This is a genomic window from Flavobacterium fluvii, from assembly GCF_900129545.1.
GTDB lineage: Bacteria > Bacteroidota > Bacteroidia > Flavobacteriales > Flavobacteriaceae > Flavobacterium > Flavobacterium fluvii.
On the sequence record NZ_FQWB01000002.1, the window covers coordinates 166443 to 184977 of the forward strand.

An 18535-nucleotide genomic window follows, 5' to 3' on the forward strand; every position below is an offset into this window, starting at 1 on the left:
GCACAAATTTGACACGATTTTAAACTAAATAAGTGTTGGGTTTGTGCAATTCTTGGATAATAAAATGAATATAATCCGTTTTTCGGACTGTCTATAAAATAGTTAAAAATGAATGTAGTTGCGATTTTTGATATTGGGAAAACAAACAAGAAAGTCTTTTTGTTCAACGAAAATTATCAAATTGTATGGGAGAAATCAGTGATTCTTGCCGAAACGGTGGATGAAGATGGTTTTCCCTGCGAAAATATTTTGGAACTCAGCAAATGGGTAGCCGATAGATTGACTGAACTGAAAGAATTGAAAGATTATATCCTGAAAGCTATTAATTTCAGTACCTATGGCGCCAGTTTTGTCTATGTTGATGAACAAGGCAAGGCTTTGACACCGCTGTACAATTATTTGAAGCCTTATCCGGAAACCTTGTTGGAGAATTTTTATCCAAAATACAAAGGGAAGAAAAAATTTGCCGTTAAAACTGCTTCACCTGTTTTGGGAAGTTTGAATTCTGGAATGCAAATTTATAGATTCAAGGAAGAAAAACCAGATTTGTTCGCGAAGGTAAAATATTGCCTGCATTTGCCCCAGTATTTGAGTTCCATTTTGACTCAGCAATATTTCACGGATATTACAAGCATTGGTTGCCATACCGGACTTTGGAATTTCAAGAAGATGAAGTATCATAAATGGGTGACCAACGAAGGAATAATAGACAAATTGCCGCCTATTCAAAATGTGGAAGAAACCTTGAAAATCGAGGACGGAATTTCGGTTGGAATTGGTTTACATGACAGTTCTTCGGCCTTAATTCCATATACCATAAATTTTACGGAGCCTTTTGTGTTGTTGTCAACAGGAACTTGGAGCATTTCCATAAATCCGTTCAATGATACGCCTTTGACTTCCGATGAATTGAAAAAAGACTGTTTGTGCTTCTTGCAAAACAAAAAAATACCGGTAAAAGCTGCCCGATTGTTCGCCGGAAATACACATGAAGTTCAATCCAAACGTATTTCGGAACATTTTGGTTTGCCAAATGATTTCTACAAAGAGATTACCTATAACAAGGATATTATTGCCGATTTGAGGATTACAAACTTCAAGGAAAGCTCTTTTAACACCGATAGTTATATCGAAAAATGTCCTTTTGAGAACAGAAATCTGGAAGGTTTTAAAAACCACGAGATTGCCTACCATCAATTAATTTTGGACATCATTGCACAACAAGTGCTTTCGACAAGATTGGTCATCGACAACAGTCCTGTCAAGAAAGTTTTTGTGGATGGCGGTTTCAGCAAGAATTCCATCTTCATGAATTTATTGGCGCAGGCTTTCCCAGAAATGGAGGTCTATGCCGCTTCAATGGCGCAAGCCAGTGCTTTGGGAGCTGCTTTGGCCATTCACGAAAGCTGGAATCCAAAACCGATTCAAAACGACTTGATTGATTTGAAATTTTACAAACATTAAATGGATTGTGCTTAACTGATACTTAAAATATATTTTTATGTGAATTTCACGAATTAACACGAATTTTTAATCTAAAATATAGACTGGAATTGGTTAAAATTCGTGAAATTTGTGTTTTAAAAATAGTTGTAGTCCACAAAGTGGATAATCATAAAATAATTTGATTATCCGTTACTAATGCCAACAGGAATTTTGTTGGTTTATAAAAAAAATAAAGTTATTTTTCTCTTGAAACCATTAAGATATTAAGGTTCATTAAGGATAAAAACTTAATATCTTAATGGTTTAAAAAAATATAGTAATTTTTTTGGTTTGCTTTGCGGACAGTAATACAAAATAATAAATAACTTACCATGAAAATAGGACTTTTTATACCCTGTTATGTAGATCAGTTTTATCCGAAAGTGGGTATTGCCACCTATGAATTGTTACAAAAATTAGGATGTGATGTTAGTTTTCCAATGAAGCAAACCTGTTGTGGCCAGCCAATGGCAAACAGCGGATACGAGCATTTGACCAAAGGTTGCGATGCCAATTTCGTGGCCAATTTTGCCGAATTCGATTACATCGTTTGTCCTTCTGGAAGTTGTGTCTTGCACGTAAAAGAGCATTTGCACGACGAAAAAAACGAAGCATTGGCTACCAAAATCAGAAAATCCGTTTTCGAATTAACGGAATTCATCACCGATATTTTGAAAGTGGAAAGCATAGACGGTCATTTCCCACACAAAGTAGGTTTGCACCAAAGCTGCCACGGACAACGTGGATTGAAGCTTTCGCAAATGAGCGAGTTGAATGCTCCTTTTTTCTCCAAACCAGAACAATTGTTGGCTAAAATGAGCGGAATCAATTTGGTTTCCTTGAACAGAAAAGATGAATGTTGTGGTTTTGGAGGTACGTTTTGCGTGACCGAGGAAGCCATTTCCGTTAAAATGGGAAAAGACCGCATCAAAGACCACGAAGCCCATCAGGTTGAATATATTACTGGTTTCGACATGTCTTGCTTGATGCATATGGAAGGTATTTTGAGAAGAGAGCAAAGTCCAATCAAGACGATTCACATTGCCGAAATATTGAATTCGTCCACAGTGAAAATCGAAATTAAGTAACGAATTTTTTAGTCTTAAAAATTTAACTCCATAATGAAAAAATTGACCCTGGGTTTAGCCGTATTTGTTTCACTTGTTTTCTTGTCATTCAAGACGGATAAATCTACTGTTACCATAAAAGAAGTTGTCGTTGAAGCGCCTTTTGAAATGTCGGCCATTAAAACACCGGATTTCAGCAATTGCAAGAAACTGTCCATTGTTGATTTTGGTGCAATAAAAGGGGACAAGGAGAAAACTTCCAAAGCCATCAATAAAGCGATTGAAAAAGCCAGTAAAATGGGTGGTGGAATAGTCGTTATTCCCGAAGGAGAATGGCTGACAGCGAAAATTCACTTCAAAAGTAATGTCAATCTGCATTTGGATAAAGGAGCAGTCCTGCTTTTTTCTGAAGATCCAAAGGATTATTTGCCTGCCGTAAACAGTACTTGGGAAGGATATGAATGCCTTAATTATTCTCCGTTGATTTATGCTTACCAATGCAAAAATATCGCCATTACGGGTGAAGGACAATTAAAAGCAAAAATGGATGTTTGGAAAACTTGGTTTACAAGACCCAAAGGACACATGGAAAGCTTGAAGCGTTTATACAATTTGGCTTCTTACAATAAACCAATGGAAGAGCGACAAATGGTCAATGACAGCGCACATTTCCGTCCCCAATTCATACAATTTAACCGTTGCGAAAATATTTTGATGGATGGTGTTACCATAACGAATAGCCCTTTTTGGACGATTCACCTTTTTCTTTCCAAGAATGTTATTCTTAGAAACCTAAAAGTGTATGCACACGGTCACAACAATGACGGAGTAGATCCAGAAATGAGTGAAAATGTATTAATTGAAGATTGTGTTTTCGACCAAGGCGATGATGCTATTGCAATTAAATCGGGTTGTGGTAAAGGTGCTTGGTTATTAAATACACCGTCTAAAAATATTGTTATCCGAAACTGTACCATTAAAAATGGACACCAATTGGTAGCCATCGGAAGCGAATTATCGGGTGGTGTCGAAAACGTGTTTATCGACAAATGTACTGTCGTGGATGGCGCCAAATTAAACCATTTGCTGTTTATAAAAACCAATGAGCGAAGAGGAGGATACGTGAAAAATATTTACATGAGCAATATCGTTGCGGGCAAAATCGACCAAGGAATCATGGGAATCGAAACGGATGTATTGTATCAATGGCGAGATTTGGTTCCTACCATAGAACGAAGACTTACCCCGATAAAAAATGTCTATCTCGAAAACGTGAAAGCTACCGACGTGAAATTCATTTCGAGAGTATTGGGGCAGAAAGAGCTTCCTGTGGAAAATGTATTTCTGAAGAATGTTCATGCCGATTTGATTAAAGGAAACCTTAGCATACACGAAAATCTCTTGAATTTCGAGAGCCAGAATTGATAAAATAAGCATTGGAAAAGGTGCTAAAAGTTATAACATAAAAATGATTGCAGAGAGTTTATAATCTTCAATTTTTAAACTGATAAAAAGATGTCTTCAAACAAAATAATGCAACATAGCGAAGCCGCTGCCATTTTCAACAAAGATGAAAAAAGGGTAGATTGGCACGACGAAACTCTTTGGTTTGTTCGAGAAAAAAGGGATAAAGCCGCTTTTCAAATTGCGGACTGGGAAGTATTGCGAGAAACCGCTTCGCAAATCAAGAACAACGTGCTTTCGAATATCAATGATTATTTGGTCGAATTTGAAGCAAATGCCCTTAAAAACGGCATCATTGTGCATTGGGCTGCCGATGGAGCCGAACACAATAGAATTGTCCATTCCATTATGGAAAAACACGGCGTGAAGCAAATGGTCAAGTCCAAATCGATGCTTACCGAAGAATGTCACCTGAACGAATATTTGTCCGAAAAAGGAATTGACGTCATCGATTCCGATTTGGGTGAACGCATCGTACAACTTCGAAAAGAACCGCCAAGTCATATCGTTTTGCCTGCCATACACCTTAAAAAACAAGATGTAAGCGAGACTTTCCACGAACATCTTGGAACCGAAAAAGGGAACAACGACCCACAATATTTAACCGAAGCCGCGCGATTGCACCTCAGGGATACTTTCCTTACCAGAAAAGTGGCCTTGACGGGAGTCAATTTTGCCATTGCCGAAACGGGAGAAATCGTGGTTTGCACCAATGAAGGAAATGCCGACATGGGCGTTCACCTTGCCGACGTGCATATTGCCTGCATGGGTTTCGAAAAAATAATCCCGCAACGCAAACATTTGGGGGTTTTCTTGAGATTATTGGCTAGAAGTGCAACGGGGCAACCTATTACCACTTTTTCGAGCCATTTCAAAAAACCAAGAGACGGAAAAGAATTGCACATTGTCATTGTGGACAATGGCAGAACTACGCAATTGGGTAGAGCAGATTTCAGGAATTCATTGAAATGCATCCGTTGTGGTGCTTGCATGAATACCTGTCCAGTTTACAGACGAAGCGGCGGACACAGTTATCATACTGCCGTGGCGGGACCAATTGGATCCATCTTGGCACCAAATCTCGATATGAGCAAGAATGCCGATTTGCCTTTTGCCAGTACGCTTTGCGGTTCTTGTACCAATGTTTGTCCCGTGAAAATTGACATTCACGACCAATTGTACAAATGGCGTCAAGTATTGGTAAAAGAAGGTTATACGCCAACGTCAAAAACCATTGCCATGAAAGGAATGTCGGCTGTTTTGTCTAATCCAACCGTGTTTGATTTGGCAGGTAAAATGGGAAGATTCGTGATTAAAAATGCGCCTTTTATGGTAAACAATAGCCTGAATGCGTGGTACAAGCAAAGAGAAATGCCTGCGCCACCCGAAGAATCATTCAGGGAATGGTACAAGAAAAACGGAAAAGAATTTAAAGGAAAAGACAATGAGTAGCAGAGCCAGTATTTTAGAAAAAGTAAAGCAAAACCAGCCTTCAACGGTTAGTGAATTGCCCAATCTGACTTTTTTGGGGTTGGAAACTTATGATATTCTCGAAAAGTACAAAACGATCCTGAAAAGTATTGGAGGTGATTTTGTTGAAGTTTCAAATTACGATGGTGTAATTGACTTTGTCAAGAAAAATTATGCAACCGATAAACGTATGATTACCACCATTCCCGAATTGGCTGAAATTGATACTACTGATTGGTTCAATGACGATCCCCATTCCTTGGAAGACGTGGAATTGACTTTGGTCAAAGCCCATTTTGGCGTTGCCGAAAACTCTGCTCTTTGGGTAACGGACGATATTTTGGGACAAAGAGTTTCGACTTTTATTCCGCAATATTTGGCCATAATCGTCAATAAAAAGGATATTGTGTCCACGATGCATCAAGCTTATGAGCGCATCGGAAACCAAGAATATGGTTTCGGGACTTTCATTGCCGGTCCGTCCAAAACTGCCGATATTGAGCAATCGTTGGTATTGGGAGCTCACGGTGCGAGAGGTTTGACCGTGTTTTTGATGGAGTAAATTGAAATTGTATATAAACAACAAAATCCTGTAAATCATTTGGTTAACAGGATTTTTTTTGGAATGGATTTGTGAATGCGTACTTAGGTTGTTGTTTTTAGTTTAAAAATAAACAGTAATTTTCGTTAGACTTACTTCGTCAGTTTGTTGTCAATCGGGTATTATGGTTGCGAATATGGAGAGGTAGAGTTCAATTCAATTATCGGCATTATTTTTGATAAACTTAATAATTGTTTTCTTAGAAAAATAAAGATATTTTGTGAAATAAAACTAAAAATAATTTGTCTGTTCCAAAGCCAATGAATCTAAAATTACACCGATTTTCGAAGTTTTTATATCTCGTCCCATTGTTTTTGGGTTTTTCGTCCTATGCGCAAAATAACGTTGTCATTGTGGACTCATTAACCAAACAGTTGCAAAGGTTGCCCAAAAACAATGTTTCCGAATCGGTTTATTTGCAGACCAGCAAAGGCATTTATGAAACTGAGGAGGACGTATGGTTTAAGGGCTATGTATTGGATGCACAACATTTTTATCCGTCAGCACGCAGCAAAACACTCTTTGTGCAATTGATAGAAGACAAAACCGATCAGGTTGTTTGGGAGAAAAAATACGAAATAGAAAATGGTTTTGTGGATGGGCATCTCTTTTTGAAAAATGAATTGCCGGAAGGAATATACACCCTGTCAGCCTATAGCGCCCATTCTGCTGACGGCAACGCTAAAGAGTTTTATGCCGCAAAGAAGCTGGAGATTCAAAAAACAATAAAACGCAAAACCACTGTGGCTCCAATTCAAAAAGACAGTATCGTACTTTTTACGACCTATCCGGAAGGCGGAAAATTAGTCTCCGGTATCGAGAGTACATTGGCTTTTAAAGCCGTCAATTCGAAAGGATTACCCGTGGAAGTATTGGGAACTTTATTCGAAAACAATGTTCCTTTGATCCCTTTTAAAAGTAGCCATGCCGGTATGGGCGGTTTCGATTTCACGCCGGATGTAAACAAAAAATACCATATTCAGCTTAATGAACCGGCATCGGACAAAATGTATGACATTGCCACTATCGAACCAAGCGGAAAAGCAATACACCTATTGGGCAATACCAAAGAAGCGGTGTTCTTTAAAATCGCGCAAAGCGATGGTCTAAAAGAAGAAACGATATATCTAAGACTCCAGATGAGGGGTATAGTTTACGGTATGGCAACTGATTTGTTGAAAAAAGAACTGGTCATCAAAATTCCGTTAACTGATATTCCCCAAGGCATTTCCGAAGTGACCCTTTTCGACCAAAATGCGGTTCCTCTGGCTGAGCGGTTGGTCTATGTCAACCAAGACCAAAAATTAGCTATCACAACAGAACTCGACAGAAGTGCATATACTGTAAAGGAAAAGGTAAAACTAAAAATAAAAGTGACGGACCAAAACGGCCAGTCCATTGTGGCACATTTGGGATTGAGCGTGTATGACGAATTGTATCAAAACAAGCAGGACTCAAAAAATATCAAGAGCCATTATTTGCTTTCCACACAACTAAAAGGAAACATTTATGACCCCGCCTATTACTTTAACGAGCAAAATAAAGACCGCAAGGAGGCATTGAATTTATTGATGCTCACCCAAGGATGGCGAAATTACGTTTGGAATGAAGACAATTTGAAGCTCCAAGGCAATAGCTTCCCCATCGTTTTTGACGAGATGGAAGGAAAAGTCCGTTTAAAGAACCCCAATGACACCGTAATGAAAAAAATTAGAAATTACTCCAAGGGCCTAATGGAAGCCATTAGAAAAACTAGAGAAATTAGAAAAAAAGGAATATTCGTAATTTCAGGAGACGAAAGCAATGGAAAAAATTTTATAATGACAGATACTACGGGGCGGTTTACTGTTGGCCCAAAAGAATTAAAAAAAGGGGAAGGAGGCAATACATATTTTCAACTAATAACTCGTAAACCAGTAAATGATACTCCTGAACCTAAATATCTTATAAATGTCATGGATGTTTCATTTGAAGAAATCAATAAACAGCGCAAAGACAAAACCATTTTTTATCCCATATCAAAGATTGTGAAGCCAAACGAAAAAGTGGCTGCTCCTTCAATGGATCGGATAACTATAAACAAACTAAAAGAAGTTGTGATTACTTCAAAAAAGAAATTTAGGGATAAGATTATCGGGAAGCTTGATAGTTTAGCTAGATTAAAAGACTATGTATGCAGGTTTAATATTTTAAATTGTTCCAACCATATAGGGGAATTTGATAATAGAAAACCTAGGGAAGGCCAAATTTACGAGGGAGCTGGTGGAATTCCATATCACTACGGAGACCGAACCGAAGCCGAACTTTTGGCACGTATAAATGTCGCAAAGTTGGAAGGCTATTATGGCAAAAAAGTGTTTTATGAAACGGTGTATGATGAAGTAACAATCACTGATACAGCGCCAGATTATCGCAATACCTTATTTTGGAAACCGGATATTATCACTAACAACCAAGGAGAAGCTACAATCGATTTTTTCTGTTCGGATATTAACTCCTTGTTTATAGGAAACATCGAAGGAGTAAGTGGCAATGGCTTGTTGGGATCGGATAATTTTGAATTTAAAGTTGGAAAAAAAGTGAATTAAATTTTGAAAAAAGAATGAAAACAAAAAAATGTCATTTTTTAAGGTTTTTATATCTCGTCCCATTTTTTTTGGGTTTTTCTTCCTATGCGCAAAATAACGTTGCCGTTCCAGATTCATTAACCAAACAGTTGCAAAGGATGCCCAAAAATCCTGTTTCGGATTTGGTGTATTTGCAAACCAGCAAAAATATTTATGAAACCGAGGAAGACATATGGTTTAAAGGCTATGTCTTGGATGCACAATATTTTTATCCTTCAGGGCGCAGCAAAACTTTGTTTGTGCAATTGATAGAAGACAAAACCGACCAGGTCGTTTGGGAGAAAAAATACGAAATAGAAAACGGTTTTGTTGACGGGCATCTTTTTTTGAAAAACGAATTGGCGGAAGGAATTTATACTTTGGCAGCCTATAGTTCCCATTCTTTTGTCGGCAATGCCAAAGAGTTTTATTCCGCAAAGAAGTTGGAGATTCAAAAAACAATAAGTCTTAAAAAGATTGTTGCCCCGATTGAAAAAGACAGTATCGTGCTTTTTACGACTTTTCCCGAAAGCGGAAAATTAGTTTCTGGAATCGAGAGTACATTGGCTTTTAAAGCCGTCAACTCAAAAGGATTTCCCGTAGCTGTTTTGGGAACTTTGTTTGAAAACGGCATTCCTTTATTCCCTTTTAAAAGTAGTCACGCCGGTATGGGCGGTTTCGATTTTATTCCAGACAGCAACAAAAAATACCATATTCAACTCACGGAACCGGCATCGGAAAAAAAATATGACATTGCTCCAATTGCATCGAATGGGAAAGGATTACATTTTATAGGCAATACCAAAGATGTGGCTTATTTTAAAATTGCGCAAAGCGATGGACTAAAGGAAGAAAGGGTTTACTTGAGATTGCAAATTCGAGGAGTAGTTTATTCTATTGCAACGGGTTTGTTGAAAAAAGAATTGGTAGTCAAAATTCCTTTAAAAGAGATACCTCAAGGAATTGCCGAAGTCACCCTTTTTAATGAAAATTTTGTGCCACTGGCAGAGCGATTGGTGTATGTGAACCTGGAGCAAAAATTAAATATCAAGACTGAACTTAATCAAAGTGGATTTGCTGTCCGGGACAAGGCCAACTTAAAGATAAAAGTGACAGACGCGAATGGTCAGCCCATAGTGGCTCATTTGGGAGTAAGCGTGTATGACGGATTGTACCAAAACAAGCAAGATTCCAAAAACATCGAGAGTCATTATTTGCTTTCTACGCAGTTAAAAGGAAACATCCACGATCCTGCTTATTATTTCAACGAAAATAATAAAGACCGAAAACAAGCATTGAATTTATTGTTGCTCACCCAAGGATGGAGAAATTATGTGTGGAATGAAGACAATTTAAAAGAAAAAGGCAATTATAATCCCATTGTTTTTGATGAGATGAAAGGAAAAGTTCGTTTAGCAAATCCCAACAAGAAAGGAACTGAACCCGTTGGGGGAAAAGTGATAATAGTCTCTTCAGCCGATGATCATAAAGGCAATGATTTTTTAATAACGGATTCAACGGGAGTTTTTACCATTACTCCCGAACAGATAAAAAAAGGAGAAGGTGGTTATGCTTATTTACAACTGAGAACTCCTCCGAAACCTAAGTACCGTATCAATCTTGCCAATAATTTTTTTGAAGGAATCAATAAGAATCGTAAAAATAAAAACCTGATTTATCCCATTTCAAGATTAGAAGAAAAAAAGACTGAAGCGACTTCCCCTTTTGTTGGACGAGAAACGATAAACAAATTGAAAGAAGTTCAGATTGTTTCAAAAAAGAAGGGTTTTCGAGATAAATTCATAGGGAAGCTGGATAGTTTGGCTAGATTGGATCGAATTGTGGATTATTGGTGTATTAATGGTATTAAGAACTGTCCAAGACATATAGAATCTCGTCCTCATTATGAAGATTTAACTGAAGCCGAACTTTTAGAAATGTTTAATGTGGTAATGATAGAAGGGTATTATGGCAAAAAAGAGTTTTATGAACCCATTTATGATGAGGTGACAATAAATGACAGTACCCCAGATTTTCGAAATACTTTGTTTTGGAAGTCGGATGTCATAACCAATAAAGATGGAGAAGCCAGCGTGGATTTTTTCTGTTCGGACATCAATTCCTTGTTTATAGGAAATATTGAAGGAGTCACAGGTGATGGGTTATTGGGAGCGGAGAATTTTGAATTTAAAGTCAAGAAAAAAATAAATTAATTTTTGGAGTTATTAAGACTGTATTACTCTGTAAGACAATAAATTCTGTCGGTTTGGATAGCTGGAATTGCATTCTGTTCCCAGAAACGGGATAACAATCTACAAGCTAAATAAGTAAACTACATCTATTTTTTTTATTCAAAATTAAAGATTAAGTACGGCTATAAAATTTTATGACAGATTGGAAAGAATAATAAGTGAATTCAAAATTAGTAATATATAGTCTTGAAAAATTTTAATGAATTAATAATCCCCTCTCAATTATAATCGAGAAGGGGATTGTAGTTAAATTGTTTTAAGCGGGATTCTTTATTTATGGTTTTATCCAAATTTATTGTTTAATAATTCTTTGGGTAGATGTGCCTTGATCTGTAGTCACTTTTACCAAATAAATTCCAAGACTTAGATTACTCACATCGATAGCTTCTACCTCTTTTCCTATGCTTTTAACCAATGTACCGGTCATATTGTAAATCTCTACTTTTTCTATTTTCTGGTTAAAGGAAGATAGGAATATGGTGTTTGTTACCGGATTTGGATACAAAGTGAATTTCGGAGCTTGATTGTTTTCTTCTATGCCTAATGTGCCATACGAAGTTTTCATATAGAACAAGGCGTTTTCTGCACTTCCTTTAGCAATGGTATGACTACCAGCAAGAAGACTAACAGTAATTACTCCTCCTGTTTCAGGTGCAACTGCAGCCACAGCAGTATAAAGCACATTGTCAACTTTGATAGTGCTTCCTGCAGTTGCAACAAGCAAAGTTAATGTACTTGGTTGTGTGGTTGTGTATGTAATAACAGTTCCTGAACCTGTTTTTATACACTGTTTTATTATTAAACTTTTATAAATAACTGTTCCTTTCGAAGTAGAAAGCGAACCTGTCAAAGGAGTGATGTTGTAAAATGAGTTAGCTGTTCCTGAATCAAAATTATGTATTTCGTCACTAAGAGAACTGCTTGTAAGTGTAATGGCTCCTGATTGTGTAATTGCTGTGCCATTTCCAACAGTTGTAATTGTATAAGTTCCAGTTGCTGTAGGTGTTCCAGTAATAGTAAGTGTTTTTGCTGTAGTATCGGCCGTAGCAGTAAGACCTGCAGGCAAATCAGTTGCTGCAGCATTTATGGCATCTCCACCAAAGCTGAAAACAATAGCATTGATTGCAGTAGCAGTTGGCACTGATTGATTTTTGTTAGCTGGAGTACTTAGGGTGTGAGCACTTAAAGATGCTTCTCCCTGAACTGAAACCAATGCTGATTGATATGCAAGAATAGCCGCTTTCAATGGCAGGTTTACCTCGTGATCATTATCATCTACTGAATTGTCAAAAGTCCATTTGAAATCCCCTTTGTTTATTCTTCCTGCGTATGCAATTGCATTAGCTTTTGCATCATCAGGAGAGTCTGGATTAGAAATATACATTGTTGGGTCCGTGTCAAAATTATTGTATGGCCAAGCCCCATTAAAGGATACTACAGTAGGAGGAACAATTTCATTTCTAGTATTGGCAAGATAGGCATCAAACTGAGTCGGATTCGCAGTATGATAAACTAATTTATCAGAATTGTCAAACTTGTTGTTGTACGCTTTTGTCATTCCGCCTGCCTGACCAGAGAAAGTACCTTTTAGCGAATAACTACCAGTTGCGGTATCATACTTATCTGTTCCCTGTCCTGAAATCATCATTGGACGATCGCTGTTACGGAAGTAATTTCCTTCTATAAAAGCAGAAGTTTCAGTAGTGTTCCCAATAGAATATACAGAAACACCATCGTAATAGTTGTTGTAAACGTGTGCCGTGATATAATGCAAACGCGGTGCTCTTGAATCGATATGGTCGAACCAGTTGTGATGGAAAGTTATTTTTAGGTTGGATGTTTCGCCAGTCGCTCCGCCACAGCCCATTGCCTTGCCTGAATCCCAAAAGTGATTGTACGAAATAGTAATATCTGATGAATTCGCTTTCATGTCAATAGTTCCATCTCCTTTAACCTGATCGGCGTCACTTCCTGGTTTTCCATAAAAGAAATCGTTATTATGAACCCAGATATTAGAATTATCTCCATCCATACCTATAGCATCATCGCCAAACATAGTTATACCAACGTTTCTAATTTCAATCCCGCCAGAACGTTTTAAACCAAATCCATATCCATAAACGAAAGCATCTTCGCCTACACCTTCGAATGTAATATTCTCCGTTTTTCTTGTTGTAGCGTTAGATCCACGAAAGTCAAGAAAGTTCCCTGCATTTAATCCAGTAACCTCATTGTCTCTAAGAGTTCCAATCAGACGAATAATTAAAGGCGTTTTATCATAACCTGCACCACGAGCTGATAAAATATTCACCAAACCTGTCGCTGGAACAGCAGTGCCATTATTGTCTAATACCGTACCAGCCACTGTATTTGCTGTAGCACCTGTAATGTAAATGATTTTTGCCCCTGTTTTTGGAGTGCCATCCATATTGTATGCGCCAGGGATAATGCCGTTGGCAAAGGCAAAACCTTCTCTGTTGTGAGATTTTACAGTAAGTAATCCTGTAATTGCAGCATTTGCAATACTTTCTGTACCACTAATTACTGGAACAATTTTCAATGTATAGCTTCCAGCAGCAAGACCTAAAACATCGGCACGAAAATAAGTACCATAGCTGCGGATCAGTTGGGTGTCAATTTTTTTATCGGTTTGACCACCGCCAGTGTAATAAACATTGTAACTGTCAGCTCCGGCAAAAGGTGTCCATTTAACTGATGCTGATTCTAGCCAAGCAGTCGTTTCGGTAATGGTTACTTGCGACCAAATATTCACCGAAGCAAATAAAAGAGTCATACAGAGTAAAATTTTTTTCATAATTGATTCACTGTTTTTTTTAGAATCCAATCGGGAGTAGCCATCATAGAATATATATTCTTGTGCTACTCCCGATTGGATTATTTAGTATTTAATTATTTTGTAACGAGTACTTTTCTAATGGTTTCTCCATTAGCTGTTTTGATAAGGACGAGATACATTCCATTTTTAAATCCGCTAAGGTTTAATTCCGCAGACAGATCGTTAATTGTTAGGTTTTCTAACTGACGGCCATCCATTGAATAAATTTGAACAGACTTGATTTCAGATTCTGCCGACTTAATGTAAACCACATCTTTGGCCAATGTCGGATATAGTTGAATTTCATCGGTTTTCTTATCAACTGGATTATTAATACCCAAAGTCACATTAAGTAAATAATAAGCTGCGTTTTTGACAATAGAAACTCCGTCATCTGTAACATTTGCATAAGATGCACTATTTAGTCCTATTTGAATAAATTTCTGGGGAATTAATGTGCCCGATATGTTTGTGCCAGCAGGAACTTCAAAAATACTTACATTGGAAGAAAAACCTTTTACACTAGCTAATGACGTGATTATACCACCAGAAACGCTATTGAAAGACGCTGGATTCATATAGGTAATTCCTTTGGCACCATCCACAGCAGATAAAACTTGAACTTCATTTCCGTTAATCCAAGTAACATCTTTGAACATTGGATGTGTTTTATTGGCAACAACAAGGTTTGTTTCATATGCTTCCTGGCCATAACCTGAACTTGCCCAACTCCATGCAGCAGCATCCATTTTATAAGAATGTACCTTCATCATGATAAATGGTTTGTTCAATCCTTTTAATTGTGCTATACCTGCATCAGTAGATCCAGACACTTCACTGAATATCACTAAATCATAGGCATCATAAAAACCGGCAGGTTTTACAGTTGCTGTACTCACTTCAGTCACATCCATATAAATATTTGAATTAAGCGCAGGGAATATTTTCGAATCGTTTACGTATGATATTGATGAACTATTGGTCACGTAAGCAACTTTAGGAACAATAGCTGTAGCCTTAAGTTTAATGGTTCCACTAACTGAAACTGAAACGCCTGTGCCGCCAACAGTTGTAACCGTATAAGTTGACAATGCAGTAGGAATGCCACTTAGAGTAAGTGTCTTGTTTCCAGAATCTTTAGCAGAAGTGATTCCTGAAGGAAGTGCAGTAACATTAAGATCTGTAGCTCCACCACCCCAAGTGTAAACAATTGGATCGATAGCCGTACCAACTACAACTGTTTGGCTTTTGTTCGCTGGAGTGGTAACTGTTGGAGGAGGAATAGAAGTTATTGTAATTGTACCTTGTTTTGAAGTTACTCCAGCTGTTCCACCAGTTGTGGCAACAGTGTAAGTTCCATCCACTGTAGGCGTGCCACTGATTATAAGTGTTTTGTTGGTTGGATTCACTACACTTGTTAATCCTGCAGGTAATCCTGATACAGAAGCGCCTGTTGCAGTACCACCCCAAATATAGGTTATGGTTGTTATTGCATTACCAGTAAAAACATCTTGAATAGTATTTGCAGTGCTGGTAAGAATTGGACTTGGAGTACAATTACTAGTTATTATACCCTCAGCAGATACAAGTAATGTAGCACCTGCACCACAAGATGTACTTGAAACAGCAGCAACCACATCTGTTCTATTCATTGGTTTGTAATCGTATGTAGGAGGAGTTGCAAGTCCTGCATCAACCGCGTCGCCATAGTTCGGTTTAGTTAAAGGCAATCCGCCATAAGTGGTGTCATAAAACAAAACTGACTGAGGTTGAGGTCCATCCAATTGAACAGCATCTCCAACACCACTGAATACAGAACTTTCTAAATATAAAGTCGAACCATTAACGCCGCCTGTAAAACCAATATTATCGCTTGCCACCGGACTGTTCCAATATGAGTTTAAATAGTGTACATCAGCATTACGGGCACGAGCCATACGGGCTACGATACCAGCACCGTAATAAACATTTTGGAAAGTGACACTATAATGTCCATCAGCCGGGAAAGCTTCGTCTCCACCTCCAATAAGATTCGCAAAACGGTGGTCGCTAGACCCACCTGGACCTCCAGATTTATAAGGAATTAAATTAGAAAATTTACACCAAGAAATAGTAACATCATCAGCTGAACCAGTGTTGTCAAAACTGTCATCAACACCATCTTGAAATTCACAGTGATCAACCCAAAGTTTGGTACAACCATAATTACTAATTAAGTCATTGCCATCAACATCATAAGCACCTGCTCCCTTAAAAAGAATATTACGAATGATAACATTATGTGAACCAGCCCCTAAAGATATATTACCTGTTTTTTCAGGTATAAGCCTCTCCGTATTATAAATTGTAGCCCCAGGTAAACCAATAAGAGATTTGTTTTTCAATACAATCGAAATAGGAGCATTTAATGTTATCGTTCCAAACACTAAAATCACTGATTTAGTCCCTTTAAGAGCCGCTTCAAGTTCTGTTGCATTGGTTACTGTTATTGTGTTTGAAGCAGTTGGAGTACCACCACCAGTTGTTCCTTCTCCATATCCAATTGGTTCAGATAACCAAGTAGAAGCTGGAGTTGTAAATGTAATTTCGTTTCCATAAACTGTACCCACGCTATTAATTGCATAAGCGCGAATATAATAGGTAGTGGACTCTACCAAATTAAGCATGTCTCCAGTAAATGTGCCTTCATTTACACCACAAACCGTTTTATTGTTTGCAATTGTAGGGTTTGGTGTCAAACTCCAACAAATTCCTCGTGTTGTCCAAGCATTTCCATCATTGGTTACTTCGCCATTTCCTTTTGCTTTGAAATAAAGAAGAGATGAAACAGGCAATGTGGTAACTTGTGGAAGTGTAACTGCCGTTGTTGTGAAAGTAGCTACAGCTCCATAACCAGTGGTTGTCTCGTTGGTTGCGTAGGCACGATAGTAATAAGTTGTATTTGGTGTCAGGTTTTTAAGCAAAGTAGAGAAAGTTGCCGTGCCACTGGTATCTGTTGTTTTGCTGTCAGCGATTGTAGGATTACCAGTTGTATTCCAGCAAATACCTTCTGCAGCAATTGCAGCACCACCATTATCGGAAACAACTCCACCTGCTACGGCTGTTTCGCCCTTAATTTGAGATGCAGTTGTTGTTGCAAGAATTGGTATTGTTGCCGGTAATGTGTTAAAAGTAAGCTCATCACCGTAAGCAGTACCAGCATTAGTTATGGCATAGGCTCTTATGTGAATAGTCCTGCCGGCAGGCAAATCTGTTAAAGAACACGTAAACGAACCTAAACCTGACCCACTTGCCACTTTATGGTCGGCTGTAAAAGGAAAAGTTAATGTACTCCAACAAACACCTCGCTCCGTAACAGGACCTTTGTCTCCTGCTGCGGTAATATTTCCTCCTGCAACTGCAGCATTTTTTTGAATTGAAGAACCGTTTACAGTTGTTAAAGTTGCTTTCGTGCCTGATGGAAAACCTGTAATAGAGATATTATCGATATCGGAATCGCTTCCAGATTCATTCGCGATTTTTATACGGTTAACAACAGCATTATTAATGGTTACTGAATTGTTTCCTCTAATGGTGGTTATTGTTTGAAAAGGAGCCCAAGTAGCACCACCGTCAAGAGAAGTATAAACAGTTAGAGCTCTTGCGCCACGTCCTTCGTCAAAAGTTAGTTTAATTACACCTGAATTTAAAAGAGGAGTGATAACATAAGTGCCATTTTTTGGCACACGTAAACTACTTCCTGAACCATCTACAACATAAGCGGAATTTGTGTTTTTGAATGAACCATAATAGGTCCAGTCACCTTGATTTGGCACATTAAAAGTAATTTCAGGAATGGCAGTTGCACTTGTAGGCATTATCGCCGAATCTTGAAATGGTTGTGTCCAATAAGTAAGTAGATCAGCTGGACGTGTCACAAATGATATTTGAGGTCCATAATTGATGCCTTTTGCACTCACGCTATACGCTTTTGCATAATAAGTCGTATTTGGTGCCAAACCGTTTAAAGTTGCAGAAAAGGAACCAGTAGTTCCAGAAACAGCTACTTTGGATGAGTTAACATCGATATACCCGGTGGTGCCATAACAAACGCCACGACTCGTAATAATGTCTCCGCCTGTAGCGGCAATTGTGCCTCCTACTACCGCAGATACATCTTGAAGATCTACTGCTGCGGTGGTTTGAACAGAAATTGTTGAAGAACCATTACTGGTGATTAAAATATCGTCTAGATAAGTTCCGCCAGTTGAATTGGTGTCAAATTTAATGTACCTGATGTTTTGGTTTTCAAGAATTACCTTGCGTTCAGACCAAGTACTTAAGGCTACAAAAACATCAATGTTTGTCCAAACCGTACCAGCCGTAATTACAGCATCTGTTGTAGAGGAAACGGTAATGGTTCTACTACCAGTTTTTATTACATTGTATGTAAGTACCCCAGCACCATTGTCAAGAATTGGCGTGATCAAAGAATTTGTTTTTTGAGCCAAAACCAAACAATAGGTACCGGAATTTGCGGTTACAACACCCGTGCTTTGGATATTGTTTTTGGCTGCTGTCCAAGTTCCTGTAGAAGAAACAATAGGGTTATTTGTATTTGGAGCACTTGCCCATACAGATTGCTCAAAACTTTCGGCAGTATAGGTGTAGCTTTGGGCATGGGATATGAGCCCAATTAAAAGGAACAAGATTAAAAATCGAATTTTGGTAAAAATGTTGCTGGCACATAAATACCGTAAACGGGTGTAAAACAT

9 protein-coding genes are annotated in these 18535 nt (G+C 38.1%); 7 read left to right on the plus strand and 2 right to left on the minus strand.

The window, feature by feature from the left end:
- The first annotated feature begins 108 nt into the window (after positions 1–108).
- The 7 genes from BUC16_RS06425 to BUC16_RS06455 all read left to right on the plus strand — a co-directional run bounded on the left by BUC16_RS06425 (position 109) and on the right by BUC16_RS06455 (position 10906).
- Positions 109–1464, plus strand: coding sequence for an FGGY-family carbohydrate kinase (locus BUC16_RS06425; RefSeq protein WP_073369046.1), 1356 nt, complete (start codon positions 109–111; stop codon positions 1462–1464).
- A 353-nt stretch (positions 1465–1817) separates the two neighbouring features.
- Positions 1818–2573 carry a (Fe-S)-binding protein gene (locus BUC16_RS06430; RefSeq protein WP_073369048.1) on the plus strand — a complete coding sequence of 252 codons (756 nt, stop codon included), beginning with the start codon at positions 1818–1820 and terminating at the stop codon, positions 2571–2573.
- A gap of 33 nt (positions 2574–2606) precedes the next feature.
- Positions 2607–3977 (plus strand): glycoside hydrolase family 28 protein, encoded by a 1371-nt coding sequence (locus BUC16_RS06435; protein WP_073369050.1) that lies wholly within the window; start codon positions 2607–2609, stop codon positions 3975–3977.
- Between the two features lie 90 nt (positions 3978–4067).
- Positions 4068–5468 carry a lactate utilization protein B gene (locus BUC16_RS06440; RefSeq protein ID WP_073369052.1) on the plus strand — a complete coding sequence of 467 codons (1401 nt, stop codon included), beginning with the start codon at positions 4068–4070 and terminating at the stop codon, positions 5466–5468.
- Entirely contained in the window at positions 5461–6048 is a 588-nt protein-coding gene (locus tag BUC16_RS06445; RefSeq protein WP_073369054.1) for a LutC/YkgG family protein, read from the plus strand. Before BUC16_RS06440 ends, BUC16_RS06445 begins: the two co-directional genes overlap by 8 nt.
- 299 nt (positions 6049–6347) lie before the next feature.
- Positions 6348–8675: a hypothetical protein gene (locus BUC16_RS06450; RefSeq protein ID WP_141226095.1), complete on the plus strand. Its 2328-nt coding sequence runs from the start codon at positions 6348–6350 to the stop codon at positions 8673–8675.
- A 137-nt stretch (positions 8676–8812) separates the two neighbouring features.
- Entirely contained in the window at positions 8813–10906 is a 2094-nt protein-coding gene (locus BUC16_RS06455; RefSeq protein WP_141226096.1) for a hypothetical protein, read from the plus strand.
- Between the two features lie 331 nt (positions 10907–11237).
- Here BUC16_RS06455 and BUC16_RS06460 read toward each other — a convergent pair whose 3' ends face one another.
- Together BUC16_RS06460 and BUC16_RS06465 are read right to left on the minus strand one after the other, a co-directional pair.
- Positions 11238–13739, minus strand: a complete 2502-nt coding sequence (locus BUC16_RS06460) for a pectate lyase family protein (protein ID WP_244534345.1) — start codon at positions 13737–13739, stop codon at positions 11238–11240.
- A gap of 116 nt (positions 13740–13855) precedes the next feature.
- Positions 13856–18535, minus strand: coding sequence for a T9SS type A sorting domain-containing protein (locus BUC16_RS06465; RefSeq protein ID WP_073369063.1), 4680 nt, complete (start codon positions 18533–18535; stop codon positions 13856–13858).

What these genes read in the sequence shown, in the direction of transcription:
- BUC16_RS06425 (WP_073369046.1), top strand. Translation starts at nt 109, where the DNA reads ATGAATGTAGTTGCGATTTTTGATATTGGGAAAACAAACAAGAAAGTC.
- BUC16_RS06430 (WP_073369048.1), top strand. Translation starts at nt 1,818, where the DNA reads ATGAAAATAGGACTTTTTATACCCTGTTATGTAGATCAGTTTTATCCG.
- BUC16_RS06435 (WP_073369050.1), top strand. Translation starts at nt 2,607, where the DNA reads ATGAAAAAATTGACCCTGGGTTTAGCCGTATTTGTTTCACTTGTTTTC.
- BUC16_RS06440 (WP_073369052.1), top strand. Translation starts at nt 4,068, where the DNA reads ATGTCTTCAAACAAAATAATGCAACATAGCGAAGCCGCTGCCATTTTC.
- BUC16_RS06445 (WP_073369054.1), top strand. Translation starts at nt 5,461, where the DNA reads ATGAGTAGCAGAGCCAGTATTTTAGAAAAAGTAAAGCAAAACCAGCCT.
- BUC16_RS06450 (WP_141226095.1), top strand. Translation starts at nt 6,348, where the DNA reads ATGAATCTAAAATTACACCGATTTTCGAAGTTTTTATATCTCGTCCCA.
- BUC16_RS06455 (WP_141226096.1), top strand. Translation starts at nt 8,813, where the DNA reads ATGCCCAAAAATCCTGTTTCGGATTTGGTGTATTTGCAAACCAGCAAA.
- BUC16_RS06460 (WP_244534345.1), bottom strand. Translation starts at nt 13,739, where the DNA reads ATGACTCTTTTATTTGCTTCGGTGAATATTTGGTCGCAAGTAACCATT.
- BUC16_RS06465 (WP_073369063.1), bottom strand. Translation starts at nt 18,535, where the DNA reads ATGTTTTACACCCGTTTACGGTATTTATGTGCCAGCAACATTTTTACC.